We start from the raw sequence: 26,254 nt of genomic DNA on the forward strand, positions 1-26,254 counted from the left end.
CGGAACCCAAGGTTCCGGCTTTCTTGTTTGTTTGCGCTTACCCTTTGCGGCTCCATACCCCTTATGATTGATTTAGCTGACGAGAACTTCGAGGCCGACGACCTGGAAACCAGTGACGAGCTGTATGAGCACCACCGCATCCGCGCCGACCGCGGGCAAGAGCTGTTGCGCCTGGATAAGTTTCTGATGAACCGGCTGCCGAATGCCTCGCGCACCAAAATCCAGAATGCCATTAAAGCCGAAGCAGTTCAGGTAAACGACAAGCCGGCCAAAGCCAATTACCGCGTCAAGCCGCTCGATGTTATCACTATAACGCTGCCTGAACCTCCCCGGGAAGTAAAAGTGACGCCCGAGCCCATGGAGTTGGATATCCGCTATGAGGACGATTCGGTGCTGCTGGTGAACAAGCCGGCTGGCATGGTGGTGCACCCGGCCTTCGGCAACTGGCAGGGCACCCTGGTAAACGGGCTGGCCTACCATTTCCGGAACCTGCCCACGGGGCGCAATGGTGAGATCCGCCCGGGCCTGGTACACCGCATTGATAAGGATACCTCGGGTCTGTTGGTGATTGGCAAGACCGAATGGGCCATGACGCACTTATCCCAGCAGTTCTTTCACCATACTATTGAGCGTACCTATCTGGCGCTGGTGTGGGGTGTACCGAAAGAAGCGGAAGGTACCGTGCGCGGGCACATTGGTCGCAGTATAAAGGACCGCAAAGTGCAAGCTGTATTCCCCGAGGGCGACCAGGGTAAGCATGCCGTTACCCATTATAAAGTGCTACGCACGTTTAAGCATGTCTCGCTGGTGCAGTGTAATCTGGAAACCGGCCGCACCCACCAGATCAGAGTGCATATGAAGCACATTGGCCACCCTTTGTTCTCCGATGCCACCTATGGCGGTGATAAGGTGCTCTACGGGCAGCGTACCGGGACGTACAAGGCTTTTGCCGAGAAGGTAATGGCGCTGATGCCCCGGCAGGCGCTGCATGCCAAATCCCTGGGGTTTGTGCATCCCGTAACGGGCGCCCACATTCAGCAGGAAGTAGAGCTGCCCGCCGACTTTGCCGCCGCCCTGGAGGAATGGGAAAAGTATGCTGAGGAATCAGCCTAGCCTACCCAAACGCCCATAAAAAAAGCCCGCTACCGTAGTAGCGGGCTTTTTTTATGAACCAGATGATTACTTCTGCTTAACAGTCGTTTTCTTGGTGGTAGTAGTGGTTTTGCGCGGAGCAGCCTTCTTGGTTATCTCATTGATAGCCGTAGTGGCCTGCGCATCGCCAGGAGCCAGGGTCTTGGCAGCCTGCCAGTAAGGAAGCGAAGCAGCTTTGTCGCCTTTCTGGTAGTAGTAGTAGCCCAGGTACTTATTGGCTTCTACCAGGCCATCCGTATACTTGGAAGGGTCGTTGGCATTAGCTACCTCAATGTACTTCTCGTAGTACGGCTTAGCCGTGCCCTGCTTGGAGTCAGGATCCAGGTTAGCATTGGCCCGGGCACGCATCAGGTAACCGGGTACGTAAGTTGGGCGGGCAGTCAGAATTACCCCGTAGAGGCTGTCAGCCTGCGCATACTGCTTATTAAACTCATAAGCACGAGCCAGGTACACATTGTCGGTCAGGTCACCTTTGCCATCCTGGAGCTTAGCCCGGTAGGTAGCAATGGCCATAGGGTAGTTTTTAGAAGCAATGTACGCCTGCGCCAGGTCATTCTGCAGATCAGCAGCCTGCGTGGGGTCAGCGGCAATTGCCTTCTTAATCATGGCAATACCTTCTTCCGAGCGACCAGCTTTGGCCAGCATCTTACCTTGGTAGATGTAGTCCTGCGTGATGATCTTATCCGCCGGCGTATTCTTCATGTAAGCCTCCATAGCCGGCAGTGCCTTGTCGTTCTGGCCGGTTTCATAGAGGGCATAAGCCTGCAGACGGTTCATCGTAACGTTCTTCGGATCTGCTTGCAGATTCTTCTGAATTTCCGTCAGTGCCTCCGGGTACTTCTTGGTCAGGAACAGGAACGAAGCATATTTGGCCTGCGTGCTGGGCGTGTTTTCCGCCATGTCCCGGTACTTCTGGAAGGTGCTCAGGGCGTCATCATACTTACCAATGAGGTAGTACATTTCACCCAGCTCCCGGTAAGCAGGCGCGTAGTTTGGGTCGATGCTGATAACCTTCTGGAAAGCGTCGCGGGCACCGTTGTAGTTGCGCGAGCGTACATTCAGCTGGCCCTTACGGAAATAAGCCTGTACGTAATTGGGGTCAGCCAGCGTAGCACGCTCATAGGCGTTCATGGCGTCACCACCACCATTTTCCTGCTTCAGGTAGAGGTCGCCCAGCAGAACCATCACCCGTGGGTCATCCTTCTTGTTGAGCTTGGTAGCCAGGTTCAGGTATTCAATGGCCTTTTTCGTGTCTTTCTCATTTGACTCGGCATAGGCCTGCCCAATCATGGTCAGAATCTCTTTGTCCTTAGACTTAGAGGCCTTTACTGCGTTGTCAAACTGAATTTCAGCTTCGGCTTTTTTGCCTTGGGCCAGAAACGCCCGACCAGCTGCCACCATCGATTGCGGCGACTTGGCGTTGGTTACGCCCTTATTGAAAAAGTAAGCAGCCGAGTCCGGCTTCTCCATCAACAGATACAAACGACCCATCTCAACGGCAGCTTCCGGCGACTGGCCTTGGGCCAACATACGACGGGCTTCGCTATAGCGCTCCAGATTCATGGCTTTTTGAGCGCCAGCAATATCCTGTGCGAAAGCAGCAGTACTGGTAGCAGACAAGGCAACGAGGAGCGAGAGCTTCCAGGGCTTGAACTTCATGTGCGAAAAATTAAGTGAAAAAGCGTAAGAAAAATGAACTAGGGAGTCGGTATTAATTGGGCGTCGTGTTCACGATGCGCGTTTGGCCAATGGCCGGTACCAGCCCGGATTTGAGAATAATGAGCTGGCCTTTGGTCCCGGCAACGAAGGATGCAAAACCGGTGCCAAGTCCGGCGCGGGCCTCCCGGCTGATAACATATACGTTGCGCCGCAACGGGTACGTCTTCAACGCTAAGTAGGCTTGGTAAGGTTGTACGTACTCATCGGTTTTCTGGGGCCGGGCTGATGTACTGATGCCCACGACCCGTATTTTCTCCAAAAAGCCACGCACTTCCTTGTCATCCTGGTCGCTAATCCAGTTTACCCCAATCACGCCAATAGCCTTGGGGTGCGTAGCAACGTAATCCAGCAGGGCCGGGTTCGACTCAGAGGCGAAGGCTCCTTTAGCCAAAGGCGTACCCTTCGTAACCGAATCCTGCATGTAACGGCTGGTGCTGGAGTTATTCGAGTCGAAAACGACCGTAATATCTCCCAGCTTATTTTTTCGGTTTACCTGCTGCCACTGCTTGGTCTGGCCACTAAAGATACCCCGCAGCTGCTCCATCGTGAGAAGCGTATCCGGGTTGGATGGGTGCACGATAATGGCTAAGCCATCGGTGGCAATGTGCGTGGTACGCGGAAATAACTTCTTGCGGTCAAATGCCGCCTTCTCTTCAGCCGTCAATTCACGGGTTACAACAGCCAAACGAACTTTATCGTTCAGCAGGTCCTGCATGGCATTAGCCTCGGGCTCATACCGGGCGCTGATTTTGGCATACTGATAGAGCTTGTGAAAGGTATCTACCTGTGACTTCACAATGGGCTCAAAGGTGGCATCAACGGCAATGGCTACACTGCCGCTGGTGGGGGTATCGTCGTTGGCTGCCCCGGAGGGTCCGCCCTGATTACAGCCCGACAGTACACAAAAGCCAGCGGCCAGGGCCATGCCCAGGGCCCGCAGCGAAGTAGGACTATTCATCATTGGATTGCCGTAAGTGTTGCCGATAGGTGCGAACAAATCTAACGATTCCGTAGAATACGAAAAGTGCGCCCAGGATCCGGCGTGGAGTGGGAGGGAGGGTGAAGATAGTAACGGAGCTCAGGAGCAGGTATAAACCCAGGCCTATGTATACCACTGCCATCACCAGCACAAAGTACTGGCTGAAGTTGCGGTTGCCACGCGGGCGGAGCCGCTCGTTGGTGGGTGGGCGGTCAATCATAGAAAAGAAGGAAGCGCTGAATCAGCAAATACTACTGTTAAACGTGTAAAAGTAACCAGATGGTTTACCCCCACAACGCGCTATATAAGAACAAGGCTATTTAGCGTAAAAAAGCAGGCTACTCCGAAGAGGTTACTCCGGAATAGCCTGCTTTTACTTAAAACGCTGGCAATAAGGTTTATTCAAATTGAAAGGTAATGGGAAGAGTGTAGCGCACGGGCACATTCTGCCCGTTCTGCCGGCCCGGCGTCCAGTCTGGCATGGCGCGAACCACTCGCTCCGCTTCTTCGCCGGTGCCATAGCCCAGGGCCTTTACTATTTCTACATCGGAAATAGCCCCATCAATGCCTACTGTAAAAGCCACGTACACGCGGCCGGACACCTGATTCCGGATGGCCTGGCCAGGGAAACGCAGATGGCGCTGCAAATAGGCTTGTAAGGCTTTAGAGCCGCCGGCAAATTCCGGCATTACTTCCGCGTAGGTGAATGGCTTGGCCGGGGCCGTAACAGGGGCCGTAACCATACCAGAATCTATGCCGCCGGGGCTGCCAGTGCCCGCGCCGGAATCCGTAGCGGCCGTGCCCGATACATTACCCACCGGGCCATCCTGTGCCGGAATTACTCGCTGGTCTTCCACTGGGGGCACCACTTTAGTTAGTGTTTTTACCACTTTGGTGGGGATGTCCTGCTGTGGGCGCACCACCGGCTGTACACTGGCTGCCGGTGGGCTTTTGGGAAAGTCGAATCTGCTGATTACCGTGCCTTCATCCGGAATAGGCAGCTCGGGCACAATAACCACCGGAGGAAACAGATACTGAACTACCAGAGGCGTAGCTATCAGCAGCGCAAATAGGGTAGTGGCAATGGTAATGGCCGTGGCCAGGTGGCGGTGGTACAGGCGCCGGAGCAGGTAAGCGCCGTAGGCTTTGTTACGGCCCTCAAAGATCATGTCGTCCAGAGACGCAGTCTGCAATTGTGCGGTGTTCATGGCGGTATGGGTTAAAGGTGAGCAAAGGTCCTCGACGCGTATTACCCAAGCCATCCATTCTGCACAGTACCTACTGCCCGGCTTTCATCTACAAAACGGCGGCTATTCTCAGTATAGTATGCATGCCGCGCTATATTGTTAAAATAAAAAACCGCCCCGGGCAGCAAGCCCGGGGCGGTTTTCAAGTGGCTATAAAAGCCTTTTGCTAGCGAATAGCGAAGGTTACCGGTACGGTGTAGGACACGCTTACTGCGCGGCCGTTCTGCTTACCAGGCGAGAAGCGCGGCAGCGTTTTAATAACGCGTACGGCTTCTTCATCGGTACCGCCACCCAGCGGCTTGGTTACTTTCACATCCTGCACCTGCCCCTCGGGGTTTACAGTGAACTGAACGAATACCTTGCCTTCAATCTGGTTACGCAGTGCCATGGCCGGATACTTGATGTTTTTACCAATGTATTGCAGCAGGGCTTCCTGACCGCCGGGGAATACCGGCATCTGTTCTACATAGGTATACACTTTCGTATCTACCACGTCAGCTACTACCGCGTTGCCTTCACCTTCTAAGCCCTCTAAGTTGGGGTTGTCGGTGTTGCCTTTCACGGTAACCGTAGACACTACCTTATCTTCCAGTTCCTTCTGATCTGGAATTTCCTCCACCTTCCGTACTTCCTCATCTTTCTTCACTACCGGAGGCGTGAATTTGATGGTGGAAAGCTTGGGTGGTGGTGGTGGTGGCGCGTCTGGTGGCGGTGGTGGTGGTGGTGGTTTGGTCTGGTCCAGTGGAGGTGCCTCCATCAGGACGTTTTCCTTCAGCATCTTCTCGTCATCTACTACCTCATTGCTGCTAAACATGCGGGCAATGGTTGGTATAAATACCAACAGGGCAAACAGCGCAACGGCGATGAGAAGGGCGCGCGTGACGTGACGGTTGTACAGACGGCGCAGCACATAAGCCCCGTAGGCTTTATTGCGGCCTTCAAATACAAGATCATTAAGACTCGCACGCGCTATTTGAGAGTTATCCATCATAGCCCGGAAGATTTAATGAGTTCGGTATCGGCCTTCGAGATGTCCACCAACGCATATTTTTTCTGGTCGGTGATGTTCATCTCATCCAGGATGTCCACCATGTTTTTGTAGTTGGACTTGTCGTCTGGCTTAATCAGCACCACCGTTTTCGGGTTCTGGCGCTGATGGTCCAGCAGAACTTTCCGGATGCCGTTGGCATCGTAGCTGGAAAGTTTCAACTCCGGCTTGTCCTTATCAGAGAGCAAGCCGTCGTAGTAGTAGATCTTATTGTTTTCTCCTAGAAGAACGGTAAGAGCGTCCGACGCCTTCAATTCCACTGGTGGATCACCAGGCTTCGGTTTCACCGGCATGGTAATCTGCATCACGTTCGGCTTGTTGAACGTGGTGGTCAGCATGAAGAACGTCAGGAGCAGGAAGGCTAGGTCCACCATCGGGGTCATGTCGATTTTGGTCGACATTTTCTTGGCCCGCTTCTTCCCGCCTTTGCCGGAGTCGGCTTGTTGTTGTATTTCTGCCATGGCGCTGCGCTTATTTGCTCACTGTGGGCTTGTTTTCCAAGTCCGTGATGAGGTTGAAACGGTTGATGTTCTTCTCCTGCAGAAACTTGATGACCTTCTTCACGGTTGGTACATCGGCATTGCCGTCGCCTTTAATGGCAATGAAGGTGGGCTTACCAATGGCTTCCTGGTTGGCTTTACGCGCTTCCATTACCCAGTCGATCAGCTGATTATTCAGTGAGTCGGCCGGAACACCGGGCTGCTTAACTTCTTTGCGCTGCTCCGAGCTCATGCTGAGCAAAGAGCCCAGCTGCTGAACGGGCACCCCAAAGCTGTTGAGGCCGCCAAAAGCGCGCTTCTGCTTTTCGGAGAAGGTTACGCCATACTTGGCGCCCATCCGGTCAAGCAGCAAAGGCTTGGCCTTGTCGCTTTCCAAGCCAAAAAACACGCGCTTATCCTTGTCAATCAGGATGCGAATTACGTTGCTCTCGGGCAGTTTCAGTTCCGAGGTAGAAGAGGGCGTATCCACTACTACCACTTCCTCGGGCGAAAACTTAGTCGTGAGCATGAAGAACGTCACCAGCAGGAATGCCAGGTCCACCATCGGGGTCATATCCAGCGAAGGGGACGTTCTATGGGGCTTTACTTTAGGCATTTCGAGCGTGGTTGAGAATATTCAGAAAACGAGACTTACGAAGGCTTTAGTGCGTTAACCGCAAACTAAGCCGTGTAAGTTTCCTTTTCGCCGTGCTGAGCAGCGAAGGTCTGAATGATGCTGAACCCAGCCTCGTCGATGCTGTAGGTCAGCTCGTCAATTTTGCTGGTGAAGAAGTTGTAGGCAATGATAGCAATGGCCGAACCGGCAATACCGATAGCCGTGTTGATCAGTGCTTCCGAAATACCTTCTGCCAGGGCTACTGCGTCTGGGTTACCAGCCTGGGCCAGAGCCGAGAAGGCCTTGATCATACCGAATACCGTACCCAGCAGACCTACCAGGGTAGACACCGAAGCAATGGTGGACAGGATAACGAGGTTCTTTTCCAGCATAGGCAGCTCCAGCGTAGTCGATTCCTCGATTTCTTTCTGGATAGCCAGGATCTTCTGGTCTTTGTCCATGCCCCGCTCGCGGGCCATTTCCTGGTACTTCAGCAGACCCGACTTTACTACGGCGGCTACGGAGCCTTTCTGCTGGTCGCAGGCGGCAATAGCACCCGAAATGTCATTGCTGTTCAGCTTCTGGCGGATAGTGCGCACAAAGCTCTCAATGCTCTTGGTGCCTTTGGCTTTGCTGATGGTGAGGAAGCGCTCAATCGAGAAGGTGATTACCAACAGGAAAAGCGACATCAGGACCGGTACAATGACACCGCCTTTGTAAACAGTACCCAAGTAGTTACCTGGCAGCGCAGCATTTGCGTTATCGCCACCTTGGAAGTTAGAGCCGTTACCCAATACAAAAATGAAGATAACGATGCTCACAACAAAAGCCAGTGGAATCACGATGGCGGCAAACGCGGAACCGCCTTTGGCTTCGCTCTTAGGCGCAGCGGGAGCGGCAGGCCGCACGTTCTTGTTCATGGCATTCTTTTGTTCCATTGTTCCGGAAAATTAGGGGATGGTTGGTGAAAGGTAATTTTGTAAGTGAAAACGGAAATGGTTTGTATAAAGACGACGAAGCCCCGTTAACCCGCACTACTAAGCCGGTGTGAGGCAAAACAATGGGTCTGCTTGTGAACGGGGACTACTTCGGAACCTATACTCTCCTTGGCAAACCTAAGCAAAAGCCTTGTCCCTGCCAAATCCAACTTGCGTTTAAACGCTTCCTTGTAGCCTTCATCTGGAAAAAAGGCTATTTCCCGGATTTTGGGTTTGGGTCGTCTACGGGCAGGACCTTGGCTTGGTTCCAATACACATCCATCTGCGCCAGCGTCAGGTCGGCCAGTTGGTGGCCGTCGCGGGCGGCCTCGGTTTCCAGATATTGAAACCGCCGGATAAACTTGCGGTTGGTGTGTTCCAGGGCCTCTTCCGGGTTAATGCCGGCAAAACGGGCGAAGTTGATTAAGGAAAAGAGCAGGTCGCCGAACTCGGCCTGGGCGCGCTGCTGATGCTCGGGGCTGTGCTCGGCCTCGGCAAACTCCTCGCGAAATTCCTGTAGCTCTTCCTGTACTTTCTCCCACACCTGCTCCTTTCGCTCCCAGTCGAACCCGGCGCCCCGGGCTTTTTCCTGAATGCGCATGGCCTTCACCAGCGCCGGCAACGATACCGGTACACCGCCTAGTACGGAAGAGTTTCCTTTCTCCTTGAGTTTCAGCTGCTCCCAGTTGCGCTTTACATCTTCCTCGCTGCTCACGGTCACGTCGCCGTAAATGTGGGGGTGCCGGAAAATAAGTTTCTCGCACTGGGCGTTCAGCACATCCGCAATATCAAAAGCGCCTTTCTCCGCCGCTATTTTGGCGTAGAAAACCAAGTGCAGCATCACGTCGCCCAGCTCCTTGCGCACATCGGAAAGATCATCCCGCAGGATAGCATCGGAGAGTTCGTAGGTTTCTTCGATAGTCAGATGCCGCAGGCTCTGCATCGTTTGTTTTCGGTCCCAGGGGCACTCGGCCCGGAGCCGGTCGAGCACGTCCAGCAAGCGCCCAAAAGCGGCCAGCTGCTCGGGCCGGCGGTCAGCAGATGAAGTATTGTTCATTAAGTCAAATATACAACCCGGAAGCTGGTGCGGAAAAATATAGCCCTTCCGCAGCCGGCTGCGTAACAGCTTGGCGGCACCGCCGCAGAATAGCGGGCCGCCCGAGGTTCATAAAAAACAACGGGCTTTTCCATACTTTTGCCCATTCAAAAAAACAACATTTCTAGTGGCACTCATCAAATCCATTTCGGGCATACGAGGCACTATCGGGGGCGCGGCAGGTGAAGGCCTGACGCCGTTGGACGTGGTGAAATATGCTGCCGCTTTCGGCAGCTGGGTTCTGGACAAAACCCAAAATAATACGATTGTCATTGGCCGCGACGCCCGTTTATCGGGCGAAATGGTAAGCAAGCTGGTAGCGGCCACGCTGCAGGGTTTGGGCATCCACGTCATCGACCTGGGCCTGAGCACCACGCCCACCGTGGAAATGGCCGTGCCCGCCAAAAAAGCCGGCGGCGGCATCATTCTCACCGCCTCGCACAACCCGAAGCAGTGGAATGCGCTGAAGCTTCTGAACGACAAAGGCGAATTCATTTCGGATGCCGATGGCCAGAAAGTGCTGGCGCTGGGCGACTCAGAAGCCTTCGAGTTTGCCCCCGTCACTAAGCTCGGCCAGTACAGCATCGACGATACGTTCTTAAAAACCCATATCGAGGCTATTCTGGCCCTGCCGCTGGTGGACGTGGCCGCTATTAAGGCTAAAAACTTCCGGGTAGTGGTAGATGCGGTGAACTCCACAGGCGGTTTTGCGGTGCCCATGCTGCTGGAGGCACTGGGTGTTACTACCATTGAAAAGCTGTTCTGCGAGCCCACCGGCGACTTTGCGCACAATCCCGAGCCGCTGCCCGAGAACCTGCGCGAAATTGCCCGGGTGCTGGAAAAAGGCTCCTTTGATGTGGGTATTGTGGTAGACCCCGATGTAGACCGCCTGGCGCTGGTAAACGAAGATGGCACCATGTTCGGGGAAGAATATACCCTGGTAGCAGTAGCCGATTACGTGCTGCAGCAAAGCGGGGGCGGTAACACGGTGAGCAACCTAAGCAGCACCCGCGCCCTGCGCGACGTGACGGAAAAACACGGCGGCCAGTACGCCGCCGCGGCCGTTGGCGAGGTGAACGTGGTAACTAAAATGAAGGAAACCAACGCCATTATTGGTGGTGAAGGCAACGGCGGCATTATCTACCCCGAGCTGCACTACGGCCGCGACTCATTGGTGGGCATTGCGCTTTTCCTGAGCCATCTGGCGAAAACCGGCCTCACCATGACGCGCCTGCGGGCTTCATACCCCAACTACTTCATCTCCAAGAATAAAATTGAGCTGACGCCGGAAATCAATACCGACGAGGTGCTGGAGAAGATGCAGCAGCGCTACGCCAAGCAACCCGTAAACACCATTGATGGGGTGAAGATTGAGTTCGATAAAGAGTGGGTGCACCTGCGCAAGTCGAATACTGAGCCCATTATCCGCATCTACGCGGAGTCGGAATCCAACGCCACGGCCGACTATCTGGCCAATAAGATCATTGCCGATATCAAGGAGATTATCACCGTATAGCGCAATGCAGGCAGGCTGACCAAGTGCGGCCTGGCAGGAGAACAGAAAGGTCCGGGCTGTGTAGTCCGGACCTTTTTCTGTCCGGGGCAGCCGCTGGTAGCGTTAGGCTTGTCACATTCTGTAAGTAGCGCTTCGTCCGGCGAGCCACAGAAAATCTTACTTTTGCAGGAGCGCCCGGCCGGTAGGGGCAAGGGCGCCACTCACTTATTCTTTGTTGCCGGGCTATGTCAACTCCCTCCGATTGTACTCCCTCCTCAGCGCCACGGGCCGTATATTTTGATAACGCGGCCACCACGCCGCTGGACCCCGAGGTGCTGGATGCTATGCTGCCGTTCCTCCGTGAGCATTTTGGCAACCCCAGCAGCATACATAGCCACGGCCGGCAGGTGCGGGCCGCCATCGAAAACGCCCGCAAAACCATTGCCCACCTGATTAATGCCGCCCCGGCGGAAATTGTATTCACTTCCTGCGGAACGGAGGCGGATAATTACGCGGCCTTTGGCAGTGTGCGCACCCTGGGCCTGAAGCACGGCATCACCTCCAAATTGGAGCACCACGCCGTGCTGCACACCATGCAGGCCCTGGAAAAAGCCGGCGACTTAACCCTGAGCTACCTGCGCCATGATGCCAAAGGGCGTTTGGATCTGGAGCATTTAGAGGAGCTGTTGGCCACGCATCCGCGCACTTTTGTGAGCCTGATGCACGCCAACAATGAAATTGGCAACCTCAATGATATTGCGGCCATCGGCGAAATATGTGCCCGCCACGATGCCATTTTCCACACCGATACGGTGCAGACTATGGGCCACTACCGCCACGATGTGCAACAGCTGCAAGCACACTTTCTGGTAGGTTCCGGCCATAAATTTCACGGGCCGAAAGGCGTGGGCTTCCTGTACCGCCGCTCCGGTTTGATGGTTGATGCGCTGATTCATGGCGGCTCGCAGGAGCGTAACCAGCGGGCCGGCACCGAGAATGTGTACGGCATTATCGGGCTGGCCAAGGCGCTGGAAATTGCTTACCGCGACATGGCGGAGCACCAGCGCACTATTCAGGCCCTGAAAGACCGGTTTATTGAAAAGCTGCGCGCGGAAATTGACGGCGTGGAGTTCAACGGCACCTCCGCTGAGGCGGAGCAGAGCCTGTACACGGTGCTGAGCGTGAGCCTGCCGCCGTCGGAAATGAACGAAATGCTGCTGTTCAACCTCGATATCAATAAGGTATCGGTGTCGGGCGGCTCGGCGTGCACCAGTGGGGCGCAGGCCGGCTCGCACGTGCTGCAGGCCCTGGGCTGCGACCCTGACCGGGGCACCATCCGCTTCTCCATGAGCAAGTTCAACACGGAGCAGGAAGTAGATTACGCCGTAGAGCAGTTGGCCAAAATGTACCGCAAGGTGCCGGCTTAGTTTTGTCGGGTCTTTTGAATGAAACCTGCGCCCTCCTTTAGCTTGCTAAGGGAGGGCCTTGTTTTTAATTGAAATTAGCCGGCCAACAGCACCTAATTCCGAATTGTGCCGTACTGTTTCAGCAACCCTATATACCGATATGGCTGACATCAATATTCAACGCAAGAAAAAGTCCCTGAGCCCCTGGCTGGCTGTATTGCTGGCTTTGCTAGTACTGGGCCTGGTCTGGTTTTTCTTTTTCCGCGCCGATCCGGAGCAACCCATTGACGCCATTCCACCCACTAACACCGCCCAGCCGTTGGGAGCCACCCGGGATACTGCCGGCAGCTCCAACCAGGCAATGGCCGCTATGGCCAACGAGGAAGCCGCCACCCCGGAGGCTTTCTATCAGTTTGCCGCCGACTCTGCCGGCTCCGTAGCCAACTACGGCCGCCACGGCCTGCGCCTGCTCACCGGCGTGCTGGTGAGCCTGGCCGACCGTGACGACCTGCGCCAGGATGCCACCGTGCAGGAGCGGCGCAACGACCTTACCAGCGCCACCAGCCGCCTGGAGGAGCCCGGCACCAGCCTGCGGCCCGGCTTTACGGCCACCGCCGCAGTGCTGCAGGCCATTCAGCAGAAAGCCTACCCCGAGCAGGCCGGCCCGGTAAACCGCCTCACCGAGCAAGCCGCCACCCTCAGCGGCCGCGACGAACCCGCGCAGCAGGAGCTGCAGCGCGCCTTTTTCCGGCAGGCTGCCCAAATCCTGAAAAGCTTCAGCTAAACCTTAGAGCCAACTCAGCAGTCAGCACTGTCTGGCTTTGCCAAAACGCTACACCCATGGAACCTACTCCCGTACCCTCCGCCCAGGGCATGCACCTGCGCCGCCTGCGCGACCTGGAAAACTTTGAAGTGGCCGACGATAGCGCAGACGTGCGCGGCTGGGCCGTGCGCGGCAGTGATGGTAAGAAGTTTGGGGACGTATTTGAGCTAATTGTGGAGGAAGAAGCCATGAAAGTGCGCTACCTCGATATTGAGCTGGATCCTTCCCTGCAAATCAACAAATGGGAGCGGCATATTCTGCTGCCCATTGGCGTAGCTACCATTGATGAGGATGGCGACAATATCTTCGTGCCCTCTCTTAACCTGCAGTCGGTGCTGGAATACCCGCCTTACACGGAAATTCAAATAACCCGGGAGTATGAAGAAGCCATGTTGCGCTCCTTAAAACTGCCTTTGCCGGAGCACACCACGCCTTTTTATGATCAGGCGCCTTACAGCGAGCAGCACTTCTACCAGAACCGCCGCCCCTCCGAGCCGGCCAGCAACCTGCGCCGCCGCATAGGGTAACTTAATCTTCAATCAAAACAGCAAGGCCTGGCCTCCGCTCGTAAGCAGAGGCCAGGCCTTGCTGTTTTAAGCGTTGCCGGTTAATTCCGCCGAATCATACTGGCCACGGCATCTACCCACATGGGGTTGGCGTTCAGGCTGGGCACCAGCTGCCAGTGCTTACCGCCGGCTTCCTCGAACATTTCCTTGAATTCTTCGCCTACCTCAATGGTAGTTTCTAGGCAGTCGGCCACGAAAGCGGGGCTGAAGGCCAGCACGTTGTGAATGCCTTTGGCCGGAAATTCCTTCAATACCTCATCGGTGTAGGGCTGCAGCCATGGGTCGCGGAGGCGGCTCTGCAGGCGGCTCTGGAAGGTGGTGGTGTATTGCTCCGGCTGCAAATTCATGGCCTTGGCCAGCAGGCGGGAGGTTTCGTAGCACTGCGCCCGGTAGCAGTAGCGGTTGTTTTTGTTATAGGTATTGCAGCAGCTGCTCAGCTTGCAAAAGCCGTTCTGGCTGCCTTTTAGCACGTGGCGCTCCGGAATGCCGTGGTAGCTGAACACCACATGGTCGTAATTATGCTTCTGCATTTCATGCAGGCCCAGGGCCGCAAAGCAGGCAATAAAGCCGGGGTCATCCGTAAACGTGCTGATGAAGCTGATATTGGGCACCACCCACCACTTGCTTACAATCTCCATCACCTTCTGCTGCACCGAGCCCGTGCTGGCCGCGGCGTATTGCGGAAACAGGGGCAGCACAATAATGCGCTCCACGGCCGCGTCGCGTAGCTCCTGCAGGGCCAGCTCAATGCTGGGCTTTTGGTAGCGCATGCCAAACGCCACCAGGTAATCGGGGCCCAGCTTCTCCTGCACCAGCTTTTTCAGATCGAGGCCGTGATAGAGCAGGGGCGAGCCCCGGTCCGTCCAGAGCTGCTGGTATATTTTGGCTGATTTGGGGGCCCGCAAGGGTACCACCAGGCCCTGAAACAGCGGGTAACGCACGGCGGCCGGCATATCAATGACGCGGGCATCCGTCAGAAATTCGTTGAGGTAGCGGCGCACGTCGCTGGTCTGGGGCGAGTCGGGCGTGCCAAGGTTCACGAGCAGGACGCCGATGCGGCCTTTGGAAGAAGCAGGGGTAGAGGACATAGAAACCGTAATGCCGAAAGAAGTAAGCAGGCAAGTCGTCAGAGCGTGTCAGAGGAGCCAGCCAGGGGGAAGAACTGCAAAGGTCGTATAACCGTTGCCGAACTAAAACTGACTTCCGTCATCTTTCAATTTGGGGTACAGACAATCTGGCCACCCCCGATGTTTTAATAACCGGCGGCCGGGCGGGGTAAAAGTCGTACCTTTGCGGGCCAAATTTCAGAGTCTGAAATGAATACCACCCCTACTCCACACCGCGCTGGCTTCGTGAGCATTATCGGCAAACCCAACGTGGGCAAGTCGACGCTGATGAACGCGCTGGTAGGTGAGCGGCTGAGCATCGTCACGAGCAAAGCCCAAACCACCCGCCACCGTATCCTCGGCATCCTCAACGGCGACGATTTCCAGCTGATCTACTCCGATACGCCCGGCATCATTCAGCCCAAATATGAGCTGCACAACGCCATGATGTCGTTTGTGTACTCTTCTCTGGAAGATGCTGACGTGGTGCTGTTTGTAACGGATATCTACGAAAAGCACGACGAAGAACCCATTGTGGAGCGCCTGCGCAAGATGCAGGACGTTACCATTATGGTGCTCGTCAATAAAATAGACCAGGCCGACCAGGCCGATGTGGAAGCCAAGCTGGCCTACTGGCACGAGCAGCTACCCAACGCCGCCGAGGTGCTGCCCATCTCCGCCCTGAATGCCTTCGGGACCGAACGGGTGCTGGAGCTTGTGCTGGAAAAGCTGCCGGTGCACCCGCCGTATTATCCCAAAGATGAACTAACCGACAAGCCCGAGCGGTTTTTTGCCGCCGAGATGATTCGGGAGAAAATCTTTAAGCTCTACAAAAAAGAGGTGCCTTACAGCTGTGAGGTCACTATTGATGAGTTTAAAGAAGAAGAAGACATCATCCGGATGCGCTCCACTATTTATGTGGAGCGGGCCAGCCAGAAAGGCATTGTCATTGGCCAGAAAGGCGAGGCGCTAAAGAAAGTAGGCACCTGGGCCCGCGAGGAAATGGAGAAATTCTTTCTGAAGAAAGTGTTCCTCGAAATCCACGTGAAAGTCAACGAAAACTGGCGCGCCGACCCCAAAGCCCTGAGCCGGTTCGGGTATAATCAGTAGACAACACATAAAAGAACGTCATGCTGAGCGCAGCCGAAGCATCTCGCTAGTGTGGTATACCACTGCAACATCAGCACGCGAGATTCCTCGACTTCGCTCGGAATGACGTTCTAAAGAACACAACTACCGACCTCACATTCACTTAACTACTCCGGGCACTGCCGAAAATGGTCGGGCCGGCGGCTGGAGTCAGACACATGAAAAATACCATTGCTATTGTGGGCCGCCCCAACGTGGGCAAGTCCACGCTATTCAACCGCCTGGTAGGCCAGCGCAAAGCCATTATGGACAACGAGTCCGGCGTAACGCGCGACCGGCACTACGGCTACGGCGACTGGATCGGGAAGTACTACACCGTGATTGACACTGGTGGCTACGTGCACAACTCCGATGACATCTTCGAAGGCGAAATCAACAAGCAGGTAAAGCTGGCTATTGATGAGGCCGACGTGGTGTTGTTTATGGTAGATGTGGATGCCGGCGTGCACCACCTCGACGAGGAGTTTGCCAGCGTACTGCGCCGCTACCAAGGCAAAAAGCCGATTTACATTGTAGCGAACAAGGCTGATACCAACGCCCGCATTCACGCCGCCGGCGAGTTTTACTCCCTGGGCGTGGGCGACGGCGAAATCTTCCCCATCAGCTCGCAGAGCGGCTCCGGTACCGGCGACCTGCTGGACGCCGTGGTCAGCCACTTTGAGGAAGAAGGTATAGAGGAGCCCGATGCCGGGATTCCTAAAATTGCCGTGGTAGGCCGCCCCAACGTGGGTAAGTCCTCCTTCGTGAACCTGCTGCTGGGCACCGAACGCAGTATTGTAACGGACATTGCCGGCACCACCCGCGACTCTATTCAGGCGCGCTACAATGCCTTTGGTAAGGAGTTTATTCTGGTGGATACGGCTGGTTTGCGCCGCAAAACCAAGGTGCATGAAGATGTAGAGTTCTACTCGGTGCTGCGCTCCATCCGGGCGCTGGAAGAGTCTGATATCTGCATTGTGATGCTGGATGCCACCCGCGGCATTGAGGCCCAGGACCTGAACATCATTGGCCTGGCCGATAAAAACCGCAAGGGCATTGTAATTCTGGTGAACAAATGGGACCTCATCGAGAACAAGGAAACCAACACGGCCAAGGACTTTGAGGAGAAAATCCGCGAGAAAATTGCGCCTATCAGCTATCCGCCCATCATCTTCATTTCGGTGCTGAACAAGCAGCGCGTGCACAAGGCCATTGAAACCGCCATTGACGTGTACGAGAACAAGCGCCGCAAAATTCCCACCTCGGAGCTGAACGAGGTAATGCTGAAGGAGATTGAGCGGTATCCGCCGCCCATCCAGAAAGGCAAAATGGTGCGCATCAAATACGTAACGCAGCTGCCCACGCACAACCCGGTGTTTGCCTTCTTCTGCAACCTGCCGCAGTACGTGCTGGAAAGCTACACGCGCTACCTGGAAAACCGCCTCCGCGAGCATTTCGACTTTACGGGAGTACCAGTAGGTATTATTTTCCGGAAGAAATAAGCCTTGGACAGTGGTTTAAGGCAGATTCAGGAAATTTTTTCTGCCGGCCGGGTTACCTTTTTCAGTAATCGGGATAAACCCCAGATTCTACGGAGTTTCTCTGCGGAGTCGACCTAAAAAAGACTTTTCATTTCCAAATCAACCCCCACCATGAAAAAGGTATTGTTCCTCGCCCTGGCCGCTGTTTCTTTCTCGTTCGCTTCTTGCGACAGCAAAACTGAAAACGCTCAGGAGCAAGCTGCTGACAACGTAGAAGAAGCTGGCGAAGCCAAAGCTGACGCTATGGAAGATGCTGGTGCTAACGAGGCTGCTGCTGATGCAGTACGTGACTCGGCTGATGCCAAGGCTGACGCTATGGAAAACGCAGCTGACGCCACGGACGCTAAGTAATTTCGTCTGCGCCCAGCGCATGTAAAAAGAGGGCTTCTCCCACGGGAGAAGCCCTCTTTTTCGTTCAGGAAGTTTGCGGCCGGATAAGGTTTAGCCCAGACGACGCTCCAGCAGCCCGTCAATCACCTTAAAAAGCTTACGGGGCCCGTACGTGCGCCAGGGCAGCTCATCCAGCTGCCCGCCAAAGTTCACGTAGCTGTCGATATTATACTGGCGCATTTCCCGGATAACGTGCTCCTGAAAGTTAACGGCGGCAATCCAGCCATCCTCCACGTCCTCAAACCACTCCTCGTAATAGCAGTCGTCGGAGCCGTGAAAGTTGAACACGTTTTCCCCGATGAGCACGAATTTGCGGATGCCTTCGTGCACCATGGAATCCACGATGTTGCGCTTGAGCTGCATCACGTCATTCTCAATGGCATCATTCCACTCGCCAATAAACTCAATAATGCCGATGCCCTGCTCGTAATCCACAAACAGGATTTTCAGGAATAAGGTATCTGATTCCAGGCTGTCCCACTGGGGGTGGATGTAGTAGCCGTAGATGGTATTGACGTAATGGTCCAGGCTGTTTTCGGTTTCAAACAGCGGCGAGCGGGGGTCCTCGGCAGCCGAGTACTGCTCTATCCAGTTATAATGCGGCTCAATGGTATGCATGGGATACAGCGTCAGGTATAGCTTACGCAGCTAGTTTAACAGCGGTATCCAAGGCATTTGTTCAGTTATCGCCGATACCTTTCCCCTTTTACTTGCAGGATGAATTATAAGGTTAAGTGCAATAGCATTATACATACTAACAAGCCCGGAAAGGCAGCTAACAAAGCTATACAGCAGGTTAGCCAGCGCCGTTGTCTACCTGCAATGAATGCAACAGCAAGCAGCATGATGCCTAACGGGCCAATAAAGTAAGATGCCACTGAAAAGAGTCCATCGCCTAGCCATGAGGCTAACAGGAAACTTCCCAATTGTAGCAAGACTAGGACCCAAGTGACCCGAAAATTGTCTGGCTACGAAAGCGGGGCAACATATAGTATTTATTTTAGGGGTTTAGCCGGGCATCCAGCGCAGCCCGCACTGAACCATGCTGGCGCAGCAGCTCCGCTGCTTCTGCCTGCGCAATACCTAGCTCATCCATCAGCATCCGCTCGCCGCGGTCTACCAGCTTGGCGTTGCTGAGCTGCATATCCACCATTTTATTGCCCTTCACGCGGCCCAGTTGAATCATGGTGGCCGTAGTGAGCATGTTGAGCACCAGCTTTTGCGCGGTGCCGGCTTTCATGCGCGTGCTGCCTGTTACAAACTCCGGCCCGGTTACCACTTCCACCGGAAACTCAGCGGCCGTGGCCACTGCCGAGCCGGCATTGCACACAATACAGCCCGTGGCTATGCCGTGCTGCCGGGCCTGGTTGAGCCCGCCAATTACGTAGGGTGTGCGGCCCGAGGCTGCAATGCCTACCACTATATCTTTTTCACTGATGTCGAAGGCCCGCAAATCCTTCCAGGCCTGTTCCGCATCGTCCTCCGCGTTTTCTACCGCCTGCCGAATGGCCTTATCACCACCCGCAATCAGCCCGATAACCAGCCCCTGAGGCACGCCAAACGTGGGCGGGCACTCAGAGGCATCCAGAATACCCAGGCGGCCACTGGTGCCGGCACCGATGTAGAAAAGGCGTCCGCCTTCCCGCAGCCGGGCTACGGTAGCTTGTACCAGTGCCTCAATCTGCGGCAGTGCCTTGGCAACTGCCAGCGGCACCGTCTGATCTACGCTGTTAATCCCGGCCAGCAGTTCGTGGGTACTCAGCGTTTCGAGGTTATGGAAGTGGGAAGGACTTTCGGTGTTGTTCACAGAGAATAGTATGGGCGGAGAAGATTAAGACTTGGCCGAAGCCGCCGTGGTTTTTAGCCGCCCTATAACCGGAAACCGGTCGAAAACGTTGGGTGTGTGCGGGGCATCTACCTCCAGCTCGCGGGTGAGGTCCTGGCCGGCCCAGTGCTCGTAGTGGTTACCGCGCCGCCACAGGCGGGAGCGGGTTACGTCATAAATCAGCCCCTGGTAGCTTACCCAGACTTCGTCCCGGTCCTGCCCGTTGCGCAGGGCCAGCTGAGCGCGGGAGTATTCGGGCAGGCTATCAGTTGCCGGTTGCGGGTTGCCAGTTGCCAGAGTCATTCGTTTGTTAGTGGTCAGGTGATGATGGTCAGTTGCCGGATGTTGGTTAATAATCGTCAGTTGCCGGTTTTTGCTGGCAACTAAAAACTGGCAACTGGCAACTCATCCTAACAAAGCCTGCGTCAGAATCCAGCGGTTAGGCAGGTCGCCCTGGGCGGCGTGCAGGTAGTCCTGGTAGCTGCAGGGCACAATGCGCTTGAGGTTGCTATCGGCGAGGCTTTCCACTTCCAGCCACCATTTTTCCGTACGACGCGCTTTGTAGAACACCAGCTTGGCCGGTGTGCCCGGCAGGCCCACCGCGTAGCGCATAAAGCGCCGGCTCTGAAAATCAGTTTCGCCGTGGCGGTGGTAAAAGCCCTCAATGAAATACCACAGCATGGTGGCCGTTGCAAATGCCGCCAGGCCGTGTGGGTCGTGGTCGGGGCGGTAGCCGTACAGTCCAAAGGAGCTGAGTTGGTCGTTGTGGCCGGCATACCAGCACAGCTGGGAGGCTTCCTCGCCGGTAAGCCCATACGGGCTGGCCGGGTAGTAGCCCGGAAAGTCGGGCCAGCGCAGTGCCGAGAGGTCAAAGCTCATCATATCGGCCTGCCGGATCAGCGGCTCCGCCTGCCGCACATCGGTATGCACTTCACCCAGACGCAGGGTTTCAAAGTGCAGTTTCTCCAGCGTAGCCAGCACGCCGGGCTGCACCAGGTACTGCTGGTGGCCAATCTGGCTGAAGGCGAACAGGAAATTCGGCTCGTGCATCAGAATCCGCTGCAGGTGCGATTCTTCGGCCGGGGCCGTATCCTGCTCGGCCATGTCCACGCGGGAGTCAATGGTCACGTGGCTGACGGGGCGCTCCAGGGTTTCGTAAGCCAGAAATTGCCCGTAGTCCAGGTCGTGGCTGCCACCCAGCAACAGCGGAATGGTCTTTTGCTCCAGCAGAGCAGCCACAATTTCCCGTAGGCGCAGGTAGGTATCTTCCAGGGTGAGGCCGGGGCGCAGGTTACCTAAATCAACCAGCCGGATAGGTCCGGTGCCTTTCTGAAGCTGGTAAAACCGTTCCCGCACGGCGTTGGCAGCATGGCTGGCCGGCGCGCCGGCGGCGCTGCCGCGCCACTCGTCCAGCCCAATCAGGGCCAGATCAGCCGCGCGCCAGTCGGGAAACGTATCCACAAAGCGCGTGGCATAGGCGCCCAGCGTAGTAGGCGCAGGCGCCGCGGCCAGCGGATCTTCGAGAAGCGGATCAAAGAATATCGCAAGGTTCATCAGGCTCGGGCAGTGCTGCTGACAAAACTAGTTAAAAAGGCCGCTGCTACGGTATTCCAACCGGCCGTAAATAGGCTTTCCGCTAAAAAATCAATTTATTTAACCACTATTTCCACCTCACCACCTTTGTTCATGCAAGTTCGTCGCGCTTTTGATATTCTTCCTTATCAACTGGAGAACACCCCTAAATCTGATTGCCTGGCTGCCAAAGTAAACGGAACGTGGGAAAAAATGAGTACCCAGCAGGTGTACGATGCCGCGCAACTGGTGAGCTTGGGTCTGGTAAAGTTGGGGCTGAAGAAGGACGATAAAGTGGCCATCATCTCCATGAACCGCCCGGAGTGGATGCTGGCCGACTACGGCATCTCGCAAATTGGTGCCGTGAGCGTGCCTATGTACCCCAGCATTACGGTGGAGGACTATAAGTACATCTTTGCCGATGCCGGGGTAAAAGCCGTTTTCGTGGCCGATAAGAAGCTGTATGCCAATGTAACAGCCGCTATTGAGGGTCTGAGTATCCCCGCCACCAATATTTTTACATTCGATACCATTCCCGGCGCCCGCCATTTCTCCGAGCTGGTGGAAATGGGCAAGACGGGCGACGTAGCCTCACTGCAGCCCCTGAAGGATGCTGTGCAGCCCGACGACCTGCTCACGCTGATTTACACCAGCGGCACCACCGGCCAGCCTAAAGGCGTGATGCTGTCCCACGACAACATTCTGAGTAACTGCCGCAATTCGCAGCGCTTTGTGCCGGTGAATAAGAATGATATGGCCCTGAGCTTCCTGCCGCTCTGCCACATCTTTGAGCGCATGGTCACCTACCTCTATATGATTAACGGCGTGAGCATTTACTACGCCGAGAGCATGGAAGTCATTGCGGATAACCTGCGCGAAGTAAAGCCCAGCATCTTCACCACTGTGCCGCGTCTGCTGGAAAAGGTGTTCGATAAGATTGTAGCCAAAGGCCACGAGCTGACCGGCATCAAAAAAAGCCTGTTTTTCTGGGCGCTGAATCTGGGTCTGAAGTACGACACGCAGAAAGACCAGGGCGCCTTCTACAATGCCCAGCTGGCCTTGGCCAACAAGCTCATTTTCAATAAATGGCGCGAAGCGCTGGGCGGTAACCTCAAGTGCATCGTTTCCGGCGGTGGTGCGTTGCAGCCGCGTTTGGCGCGCGTGTTCTGGGCCGCTGGCATCCGGGTAATGGAAGGCTACGGCCTCACCGAAACCTCGCCGGTTATTGCTGTGGGCGGCTTCGAGCCCGAAAACAACCTGATTGGCACCGTGGGACCCATCATCGACAACACGGAAGTAAAGATTGCGCCCGATGGCGAAATCCTGACCAAATCGGCCTCCGTGATGAAGGGCTACTACAACAAGCCTGAGCTGACGGCCAAGGAGTTTGATGAGGAAGGCTGGTTCCACACCGGCGACATTGGCGAGCTGGTGAACGGCCGCTTCCTCAAAATCACGGACCGCAAAAAGGAGATGTTCAAGACCTCGGGCGGCAAGTACATTGCCCCGCAGGTAATTGAAGGCAAGCTGAAGGAGTCGCCGCTGGTAGAGCAGTGCATGGTGGTGGGCGACGGGCAGAAATTCCCCTCCGTACTGATTATTCCCGCCTTCGACGACCTGCGCGGCTGGTGCAAGCGCAACGGTTTAGACTGCACCGGGCCCAACGACGAGCTGATCAAAAACGAGAAGATTATATCGATGTACGAAGACCTGGTGAAGAAATACAACCAAGGCTTTGCGCAGTGGGAGCAGGTAAAGAAAGTGGCGCTGCTACCCCAGCAATGGACGGTGGAAACCGGTGAGATGACGCCCACCATGAAGGTGAAGCGCAAAGTCATCTTCCAGAACAACACCGACCTGATCGACAGCTTATATCATACCGACAGCCGCCGCTAACCCCAAGGCCCCGCTATTGGAGTAGCGGGGTCTTTTTATTTATAATAGGTGGGAAGTCGGAAAACCTGGCAGCAGTTAGGCTAAACTTTTTTTGCCTGAACTAGTATGCAAGCATAACATATTTATGTATGTTTACCGGACTTCACCCCGCTCATGACACCGGAAGAAACCGTCGATTATAACATCAAAGTAGCCTGGCACGCCATTTCGCGCATGTACAACACGCAGGCTGCCAAGCACGACATCACCACCAGTATTGGCTTCGTGCTCCTGAACATTGATCAGGAAAACGGCACGCCGGCTACCAAAATTGCGCCCCTGCTGGGCCTGGAAACGCGCAGCCTCACGCGCATTCTGCGCAGCATGGAAGAGAAGGGCCTGATCTACAAACAGGCCGACCAGCTGGACAAGCGCTCCGTGCGCATTTTCCTGACCGAAGAAGGCCTGCAGAAAAAGGAAATTTCCCGCCAGACGGTGCGCCACTTCAACCTGAAGGTGCGCGAGAAAATCCCGCAAAACCAGCTGGATACCTTCTTCACGGTCATTTCTCAGATTACGGCCATGATTGAGGGCAAAACCCTATTCGAGGACTTCACCCTGAAACCCCTGCGCTCGGAGTCTAAGTCGGCTTAGCCGGTCCGGACCCGGAGCGTATCCTGTTTATAACGCATTCCTGCCACCCGCTTCATCTCCTCATGAATCGAACCATTAAAAAAGTAGCTGTTTTAGGCTCGGGCGTCATGGGCTCCCGCATTGCCTGCCACTTCGCCAACATTGGCGTGCAGGTGTTGCTGCTCGACATTGCTCCCAAAGAGCTGACGCCCGACGAAGAGAAAAAAGGCTTGAAGCTGGACGCGCCGGCCGTCAAGAACCGCATCGTCAACAGCTCCCTGCAGGCGGCCATTGCCAGCAACCCTTCGCCGCTGTACCGCAAGGCCGATGCTTCGCGCATCAAAACCGGCAACTTCGACGACAACCTCAAGAATATTGCTCAGTATGACTGGACAATTGAGGTGGTAGTAGAGCGTCTCGACATCAAAAAGAGCCTGTTTGAGCGCGTGGAGCAGTTCCGCAAGCCCGGTACGCTCATTACCTCCAACACCAGCGGCATCCCGATTCATCTGATGACGGAAGGCCGCTCCGAGGACTTTAAAAAGCACTTCTGCGGCACGCACTTCTTTAACCCGCCGCGCTACCTGAAGCTGCTGGAAATTATCCCCACGCCGGACACCGATCCGGCCATTGTGGACTTCCTGCTGCACTACGGCGACCTGTACCTGGGTAAAACCACCGTGCTGGCCAAAGACACGCCTGCCTTCATTGCCAACCGCGTGGGCGTTTTCGCCATTATGGACGTGCTGCAGGTGATGCAGGAGCTGGGCCTCACGGTAGAAGAAGTAGACAAGCTCACCGGTCCGGTTATCGGCCACGCCAAATCAGCCACGTTCCGCACCTCCGATGTAGTGGGTCTGGATACGCTGATGAACGTAGCCAATGGGCTGGCCCAGGGCCTGCCCAACGACGAAGCCAAAGCTGTATTCCAACTGCCCGACTTCCTCAAGAAGATGGGCGAAAACAAGTGGCTGGGCGATAAAACCAAGCAGGGCTTCTACAAGAAAGTAACTGGAGCTAATGGCAAGTCAGAAATTCTGGCGCTGGACCTGAACACGCTGGAGTATAAGCCCAGCCAGAAGGTGAAGTTTGCCACCTTAGAAGCCACCAAGCCGATTGAAAAGCTGGCGGACCGCTTCAAGGTGCTGGCCGCGGGCAAAGACAAAGCCGGTGCGTTCTACCGCAAGATGTTCGCGGGCCTGTTTGCCTACGTGACCAACCGCATTCCGGAAATCACCGACTCGCTCTACAAGATTGACGATGCCCTGCGTGCCGGCTTTGGCTGGGAGTTGGGTCCGTTTGAAACCTGGGATGCCCTGGGCGTGGAGAGAGGCCTGGAGCTGCTGCAGGCCGAAGGCAAAGAGGCCGCCGACTGGGTGCGCGAGATGCTGGACGCCGGCAATACTTCCTTCTACCAGGTAAATAAGCAGGGCGTAAAGCAGTATTACGACCTCGAATCGAAGAGCTACAAGGCCATTCCGGGCGTCGAGAACTTCGTGATTCTGGATAACCTGCGCGCCACGGGCAAAGTGCTCTGGAAAAACGCCGGGGCTTCAGTTATCGACCTCGGCGACGGTATCCTGAACGTGGAATTCCACAGCAAAATGAACACGCTGGGCTCTGATGTTATTCAGGGCTTGCTGAAAGGCGTGGAGCTGGCTGAGAAAGATTTCCGCGGTCTGGTGGTGGGGAACGACGCCCCCAACTTCTCGGCGGGCGCCAATTTGGGCCTCGTGTACATGTTTGCCTTGGAGCAGGAGTACGATGAGATAAACATGATGATTGCTCAGTTTCAGCAGGCCATGATGCGCATGCGCTACAGTAGCATTCCGGTGGTGGGTACACCCCATGGCCTCACGCTGGGTGGCGGCTGCGAGCTGAACCTGCACTGCGACCGGGTAGTAGCTTCGGCGGAAACCTACATGGGCCTGGTAGAATTTGGCGTAGGCCTGATTCCGGCCGGTGGCGGCACCAAGGAAATGACCCTGCGCACCGCCGCCAAGTACGAGGAAGGAGAGCCGGAGTACAACATGCTCCGCAACACCTTCATGACCATCAGCACGGCCAAGGTGTCGACCTCCGCTGCTGAAGCCTTCGATCTGGGCTTTATGCGCCGCGGCGATGAAGTGGTGGTGAACTCCAACCGCGTCATTGCCCAGGCCAAGGCCGCGGCCATTGAGCTGGCCGATGATGGCTACACCCAGCCCACGCAGAAAACCAACATCAAGGTGCACGGCAAAGGCGCGCTGGGCATGTTCCTGACGGGCGTTTCGGCCATGAAGGAAGGCCGCTACATCTCCGACCATGACGTGAAGATTGCCAACAAGCTGGCCTACGTGATGTGCGGCGGCGACCTGAGCGCCCCTACGGAAGTATCGGAGCAGTACCTGCTGGATCTGGAGCGCGAAGCTTTCCTCTCGCTGACCGGCGAGCGGAAAACGCTGGAGCGGATTCAGTCTATTCTGACCACTGGCAAGCCGCTGCGCAACTAACTACTTGTCATGTCGAGCAGAGCGAGACATCTGGCCTGAAAAAGTTGTTGACTTGCTAACTTCAGATTCCTCGCCTTCGCTCGGAAGGA

At 55.5% G+C, this 26,254-nt stretch carries 25 protein-coding genes; 11 read left to right on the plus strand and 14 right to left on the minus strand.

Going from position 1 to position 26,254, the window contains the following annotated elements; all coding sequences use genetic code 11:
- The first annotated feature begins 63 nt into the window (after positions 1-63).
- On the plus strand, positions 64-1,113 hold the full coding sequence (locus PK28_RS03710; protein WP_044511560.1) for an RluA family pseudouridine synthase: 1,050 nt from the start codon (positions 64-66) through the stop codon (positions 1,111-1,113).
- A 66-nt stretch (positions 1,114-1,179) separates the two neighbouring features.
- Here PK28_RS03710 and PK28_RS03715 read toward each other — a convergent pair whose 3' ends face one another.
- From PK28_RS03715 to mazG, 9 genes are all read right to left on the minus strand, one after another.
- Positions 1,180-2,811: a tetratricopeptide repeat protein gene (locus PK28_RS03715; RefSeq protein ID WP_044511561.1), complete on the minus strand. Its 1,632-nt coding sequence runs from the start codon at positions 2,809-2,811 to the stop codon at positions 1,180-1,182.
- Between the two features lie 52 nt (positions 2,812-2,863).
- Complete coding sequence (locus PK28_RS03720; protein ID WP_048825541.1) at positions 2,864-3,832, minus strand: PstS family phosphate ABC transporter substrate-binding protein; 969 nt, start codon at positions 3,830-3,832, stop codon at positions 2,864-2,866.
- Complete coding sequence (locus PK28_RS03725) at positions 3,822-4,070, minus strand: hypothetical protein (protein ID WP_044511562.1); 249 nt, start codon at positions 4,068-4,070, stop codon at positions 3,822-3,824. Before PK28_RS03725 ends, PK28_RS03720 begins: the two co-directional genes overlap by 11 nt.
- A 178-nt stretch (positions 4,071-4,248) precedes the next feature.
- Positions 4,249-5,058: an energy transducer TonB gene (locus PK28_RS03730; protein ID WP_197070464.1), complete on the minus strand. Its 810-nt coding sequence runs from the start codon at positions 5,056-5,058 to the stop codon at positions 4,249-4,251.
- 205 nt (positions 5,059-5,263) lie between these two features.
- Positions 5,264-6,088 (minus strand): energy transducer TonB, encoded by an 825-nt coding sequence (locus PK28_RS03740; RefSeq protein WP_231576211.1) that lies wholly within the window; start codon positions 6,086-6,088, stop codon positions 5,264-5,266.
- Positions 6,085-6,606, minus strand: coding sequence for an ExbD/TolR family protein (locus PK28_RS03745; RefSeq protein ID WP_044511566.1), 522 nt, complete (start codon positions 6,604-6,606; stop codon positions 6,085-6,087). The genes PK28_RS03740 and PK28_RS03745 overlap by 4 nt, the downstream gene beginning before the upstream one ends.
- Before the next feature lie 10 nt (positions 6,607-6,616).
- Complete coding sequence (locus PK28_RS03750; protein ID WP_044511568.1) at positions 6,617-7,240, minus strand: ExbD/TolR family protein; 624 nt, start codon at positions 7,238-7,240, stop codon at positions 6,617-6,619.
- A 65-nt stretch (positions 7,241-7,305) separates the two neighbouring features.
- Entirely contained in the window at positions 7,306-8,178 is an 873-nt protein-coding gene (locus PK28_RS03755) for a MotA/TolQ/ExbB proton channel family protein (RefSeq protein ID WP_197070465.1), read from the minus strand.
- Positions 8,179-8,431: 253 nt separating this feature from the next.
- A complete protein-coding gene (gene mazG, locus PK28_RS03760) occupies positions 8,432-9,274 on the minus strand; it encodes a nucleoside triphosphate pyrophosphohydrolase (protein WP_044511570.1) in 843 nt (280 codons plus the stop codon).
- A 166-nt stretch (positions 9,275-9,440) separates the two neighbouring features.
- Here mazG and glmM point away from each other — a divergent pair, with 166 nt between their 5' ends.
- The 4 genes from glmM to PK28_RS03780 all read left to right on the plus strand — a co-directional run bounded on the left by glmM (position 9,441) and on the right by PK28_RS03780 (position 13,564).
- A complete protein-coding gene (gene glmM, locus PK28_RS03765) occupies positions 9,441-10,829 on the plus strand; it encodes a phosphoglucosamine mutase (protein ID WP_044511572.1) in 1,389 nt (462 codons plus the stop codon).
- Between the two features lie 224 nt (positions 10,830-11,053).
- Complete coding sequence (locus PK28_RS03770; RefSeq protein WP_044511574.1) at positions 11,054-12,235, plus strand: cysteine desulfurase family protein; 1,182 nt, start codon at positions 11,054-11,056, stop codon at positions 12,233-12,235.
- Positions 12,236-12,374: 139 nt separating this feature from the next.
- Positions 12,375-12,998: a hypothetical protein gene (locus PK28_RS03775; RefSeq protein WP_044511576.1), complete on the plus strand. Its 624-nt coding sequence runs from the start codon at positions 12,375-12,377 to the stop codon at positions 12,996-12,998.
- Between the two features lie 56 nt (positions 12,999-13,054).
- Entirely contained in the window at positions 13,055-13,564 is a 510-nt protein-coding gene (locus PK28_RS03780) for a PRC-barrel domain-containing protein (protein WP_048825543.1), read from the plus strand.
- Positions 13,565-13,644: 80 nt separating this feature from the next.
- Here the strand turns inward: PK28_RS03780 and hemH are convergent, their stop codons facing one another.
- Positions 13,645-14,691 (minus strand): ferrochelatase, encoded by a 1,047-nt coding sequence (hemH, locus tag PK28_RS03785; RefSeq protein ID WP_044511578.1) that lies wholly within the window; start codon positions 14,689-14,691, stop codon positions 13,645-13,647.
- 228 nt (positions 14,692-14,919) lie between these two features.
- Between hemH and era the strand changes: the two genes are divergently transcribed.
- From era to PK28_RS03800, 3 genes are all read left to right on the plus strand, one after another.
- Positions 14,920-15,819, plus strand: a complete 900-nt coding sequence (era, locus tag PK28_RS03790) for a GTPase Era (protein WP_044511580.1) — start codon at positions 14,920-14,922, stop codon at positions 15,817-15,819.
- Between the two features lie 197 nt (positions 15,820-16,016).
- A complete protein-coding gene (gene der, locus PK28_RS03795; RefSeq protein ID WP_044511582.1) occupies positions 16,017-17,339 on the plus strand; it encodes a ribosome biogenesis GTPase Der in 1,323 nt (440 codons plus the stop codon).
- A 150-nt stretch (positions 17,340-17,489) separates the two neighbouring features.
- On the plus strand, positions 17,490-17,729 hold the full coding sequence (locus PK28_RS03800) for a hypothetical protein (RefSeq protein WP_044511584.1): 240 nt from the start codon (positions 17,490-17,492) through the stop codon (positions 17,727-17,729).
- 90 nt (positions 17,730-17,819) lie between these two features.
- Here PK28_RS03800 and PK28_RS03805 read toward each other — a convergent pair whose 3' ends face one another.
- From PK28_RS03805 to PK28_RS03820, 4 genes are all read right to left on the minus strand, one after another.
- Positions 17,820-18,386, minus strand: coding sequence for a hypothetical protein (locus tag PK28_RS03805; protein WP_044511586.1), 567 nt, complete (start codon positions 18,384-18,386; stop codon positions 17,820-17,822).
- A 382-nt stretch (positions 18,387-18,768) separates the two neighbouring features.
- Positions 18,769-19,575 carry an N-acetylmuramic acid 6-phosphate etherase gene (gene murQ / locus PK28_RS03810; protein ID WP_044511587.1) on the minus strand — a complete coding sequence of 269 codons (807 nt, stop codon included), beginning with the start codon at positions 19,573-19,575 and terminating at the stop codon, positions 18,769-18,771.
- Between the two features lie 24 nt (positions 19,576-19,599).
- Positions 19,600-19,896, minus strand: coding sequence for a cytochrome b5 domain-containing protein (locus PK28_RS03815; RefSeq protein WP_044511589.1), 297 nt, complete (start codon positions 19,894-19,896; stop codon positions 19,600-19,602).
- Between the two features lie 102 nt (positions 19,897-19,998).
- Entirely contained in the window at positions 19,999-21,147 is a 1,149-nt protein-coding gene (locus tag PK28_RS03820; RefSeq protein ID WP_044511592.1) for a formimidoylglutamase, read from the minus strand.
- Between the two features lie 132 nt (positions 21,148-21,279).
- Between PK28_RS03820 and PK28_RS03825 the strand changes: the two genes are divergently transcribed.
- The 3 genes from PK28_RS03825 (at position 21,280) to PK28_RS03835 (ending at position 26,165) form a co-directional block, all read left to right on the plus strand.
- A complete protein-coding gene (locus PK28_RS03825; protein ID WP_044511593.1) occupies positions 21,280-23,061 on the plus strand; it encodes an AMP-dependent synthetase/ligase in 1,782 nt (593 codons plus the stop codon).
- 153 nt (positions 23,062-23,214) lie between these two features.
- On the plus strand, positions 23,215-23,694 hold the full coding sequence (locus tag PK28_RS03830; RefSeq protein WP_044511596.1) for a MarR family winged helix-turn-helix transcriptional regulator: 480 nt from the start codon (positions 23,215-23,217) through the stop codon (positions 23,692-23,694).
- A gap of 62 nt (positions 23,695-23,756) precedes the next feature.
- Positions 23,757-26,165, plus strand: a complete 2,409-nt coding sequence (locus tag PK28_RS03835; RefSeq protein WP_044511598.1) for a 3-hydroxyacyl-CoA dehydrogenase/enoyl-CoA hydratase family protein — start codon at positions 23,757-23,759, stop codon at positions 26,163-26,165.
- The last annotated feature ends 89 nt before the right edge of the window (positions 26,166-26,254 follow it).

Source organism: Hymenobacter sp. DG25B (assembly GCF_000801315.1).
GTDB lineage: Bacteria > Bacteroidota > Bacteroidia > Cytophagales > Hymenobacteraceae > Hymenobacter.

Excerpts from the sequence above, each read along its gene's own strand:
- PK28_RS03745 (WP_044511566.1), bottom strand. The coding sequence starts at position 6,606 with ATGGCAGAAATACAACAACAAGCCGACTCCGGCAAAGGCGGGAAGAAG.
- PK28_RS03820 (WP_044511592.1), bottom strand. The coding sequence starts at position 21,147 with ATGAACCTTGCGATATTCTTTGATCCGCTTCTCGAAGATCCGCTGGCC.
- der (WP_044511582.1), top strand. The coding sequence starts at position 16,017 with ATGAAAAATACCATTGCTATTGTGGGCCGCCCCAACGTGGGCAAGTCC.
- PK28_RS03770 (WP_044511574.1), top strand. The coding sequence starts at position 11,054 with ATGTCAACTCCCTCCGATTGTACTCCCTCCTCAGCGCCACGGGCCGTA.
- PK28_RS03780 (WP_048825543.1), top strand. The coding sequence starts at position 13,055 with ATGGAACCTACTCCCGTACCCTCCGCCCAGGGCATGCACCTGCGCCGC.
- era (WP_044511580.1), top strand. The coding sequence starts at position 14,920 with ATGAATACCACCCCTACTCCACACCGCGCTGGCTTCGTGAGCATTATC.
- PK28_RS03800 (WP_044511584.1), top strand. The coding sequence starts at position 17,490 with ATGAAAAAGGTATTGTTCCTCGCCCTGGCCGCTGTTTCTTTCTCGTTC.
- PK28_RS03740 (WP_231576211.1), bottom strand. The coding sequence starts at position 6,088 with ATGATGGATAACTCTCAAATAGCGCGTGCGAGTCTTAATGATCTTGTA.
- hemH (WP_044511578.1), bottom strand. The coding sequence starts at position 14,691 with ATGTCCTCTACCCCTGCTTCTTCCAAAGGCCGCATCGGCGTCCTGCTC.
- PK28_RS03825 (WP_044511593.1), top strand. The coding sequence starts at position 21,280 with ATGCAAGTTCGTCGCGCTTTTGATATTCTTCCTTATCAACTGGAGAAC.
- PK28_RS03730 (WP_197070464.1), bottom strand. The coding sequence starts at position 5,058 with ATGAACACCGCACAATTGCAGACTGCGTCTCTGGACGACATGATCTTT.
- PK28_RS03750 (WP_044511568.1), bottom strand. The coding sequence starts at position 7,240 with ATGCCTAAAGTAAAGCCCCATAGAACGTCCCCTTCGCTGGATATGACC.
- PK28_RS03815 (WP_044511589.1), bottom strand. The coding sequence starts at position 19,896 with ATGACTCTGGCAACTGGCAACCCGCAACCGGCAACTGATAGCCTGCCC.
- PK28_RS03715 (WP_044511561.1), bottom strand. The coding sequence starts at position 2,811 with ATGAAGTTCAAGCCCTGGAAGCTCTCGCTCCTCGTTGCCTTGTCTGCT.
- PK28_RS03830 (WP_044511596.1), top strand. The coding sequence starts at position 23,215 with ATGACACCGGAAGAAACCGTCGATTATAACATCAAAGTAGCCTGGCAC.
- PK28_RS03805 (WP_044511586.1), bottom strand. The coding sequence starts at position 18,386 with ATGCATACCATTGAGCCGCATTATAACTGGATAGAGCAGTACTCGGCT.
- PK28_RS03775 (WP_044511576.1), top strand. The coding sequence starts at position 12,375 with ATGGCTGACATCAATATTCAACGCAAGAAAAAGTCCCTGAGCCCCTGG.
- PK28_RS03835 (WP_044511598.1), top strand. The coding sequence starts at position 23,757 with ATGAATCGAACCATTAAAAAAGTAGCTGTTTTAGGCTCGGGCGTCATG.
- PK28_RS03720 (WP_048825541.1), bottom strand. The coding sequence starts at position 3,832 with ATGATGAATAGTCCTACTTCGCTGCGGGCCCTGGGCATGGCCCTGGCC.
- PK28_RS03725 (WP_044511562.1), bottom strand. The coding sequence starts at position 4,070 with ATGATTGACCGCCCACCCACCAACGAGCGGCTCCGCCCGCGTGGCAAC.
- PK28_RS03755 (WP_197070465.1), bottom strand. The coding sequence starts at position 8,178 with ATGGAACAAAAGAATGCCATGAACAAGAACGTGCGGCCTGCCGCTCCC.
- mazG (WP_044511570.1), bottom strand. The coding sequence starts at position 9,274 with ATGAACAATACTTCATCTGCTGACCGCCGGCCCGAGCAGCTGGCCGCT.
- PK28_RS03710 (WP_044511560.1), top strand. The coding sequence starts at position 64 with ATGATTGATTTAGCTGACGAGAACTTCGAGGCCGACGACCTGGAAACC.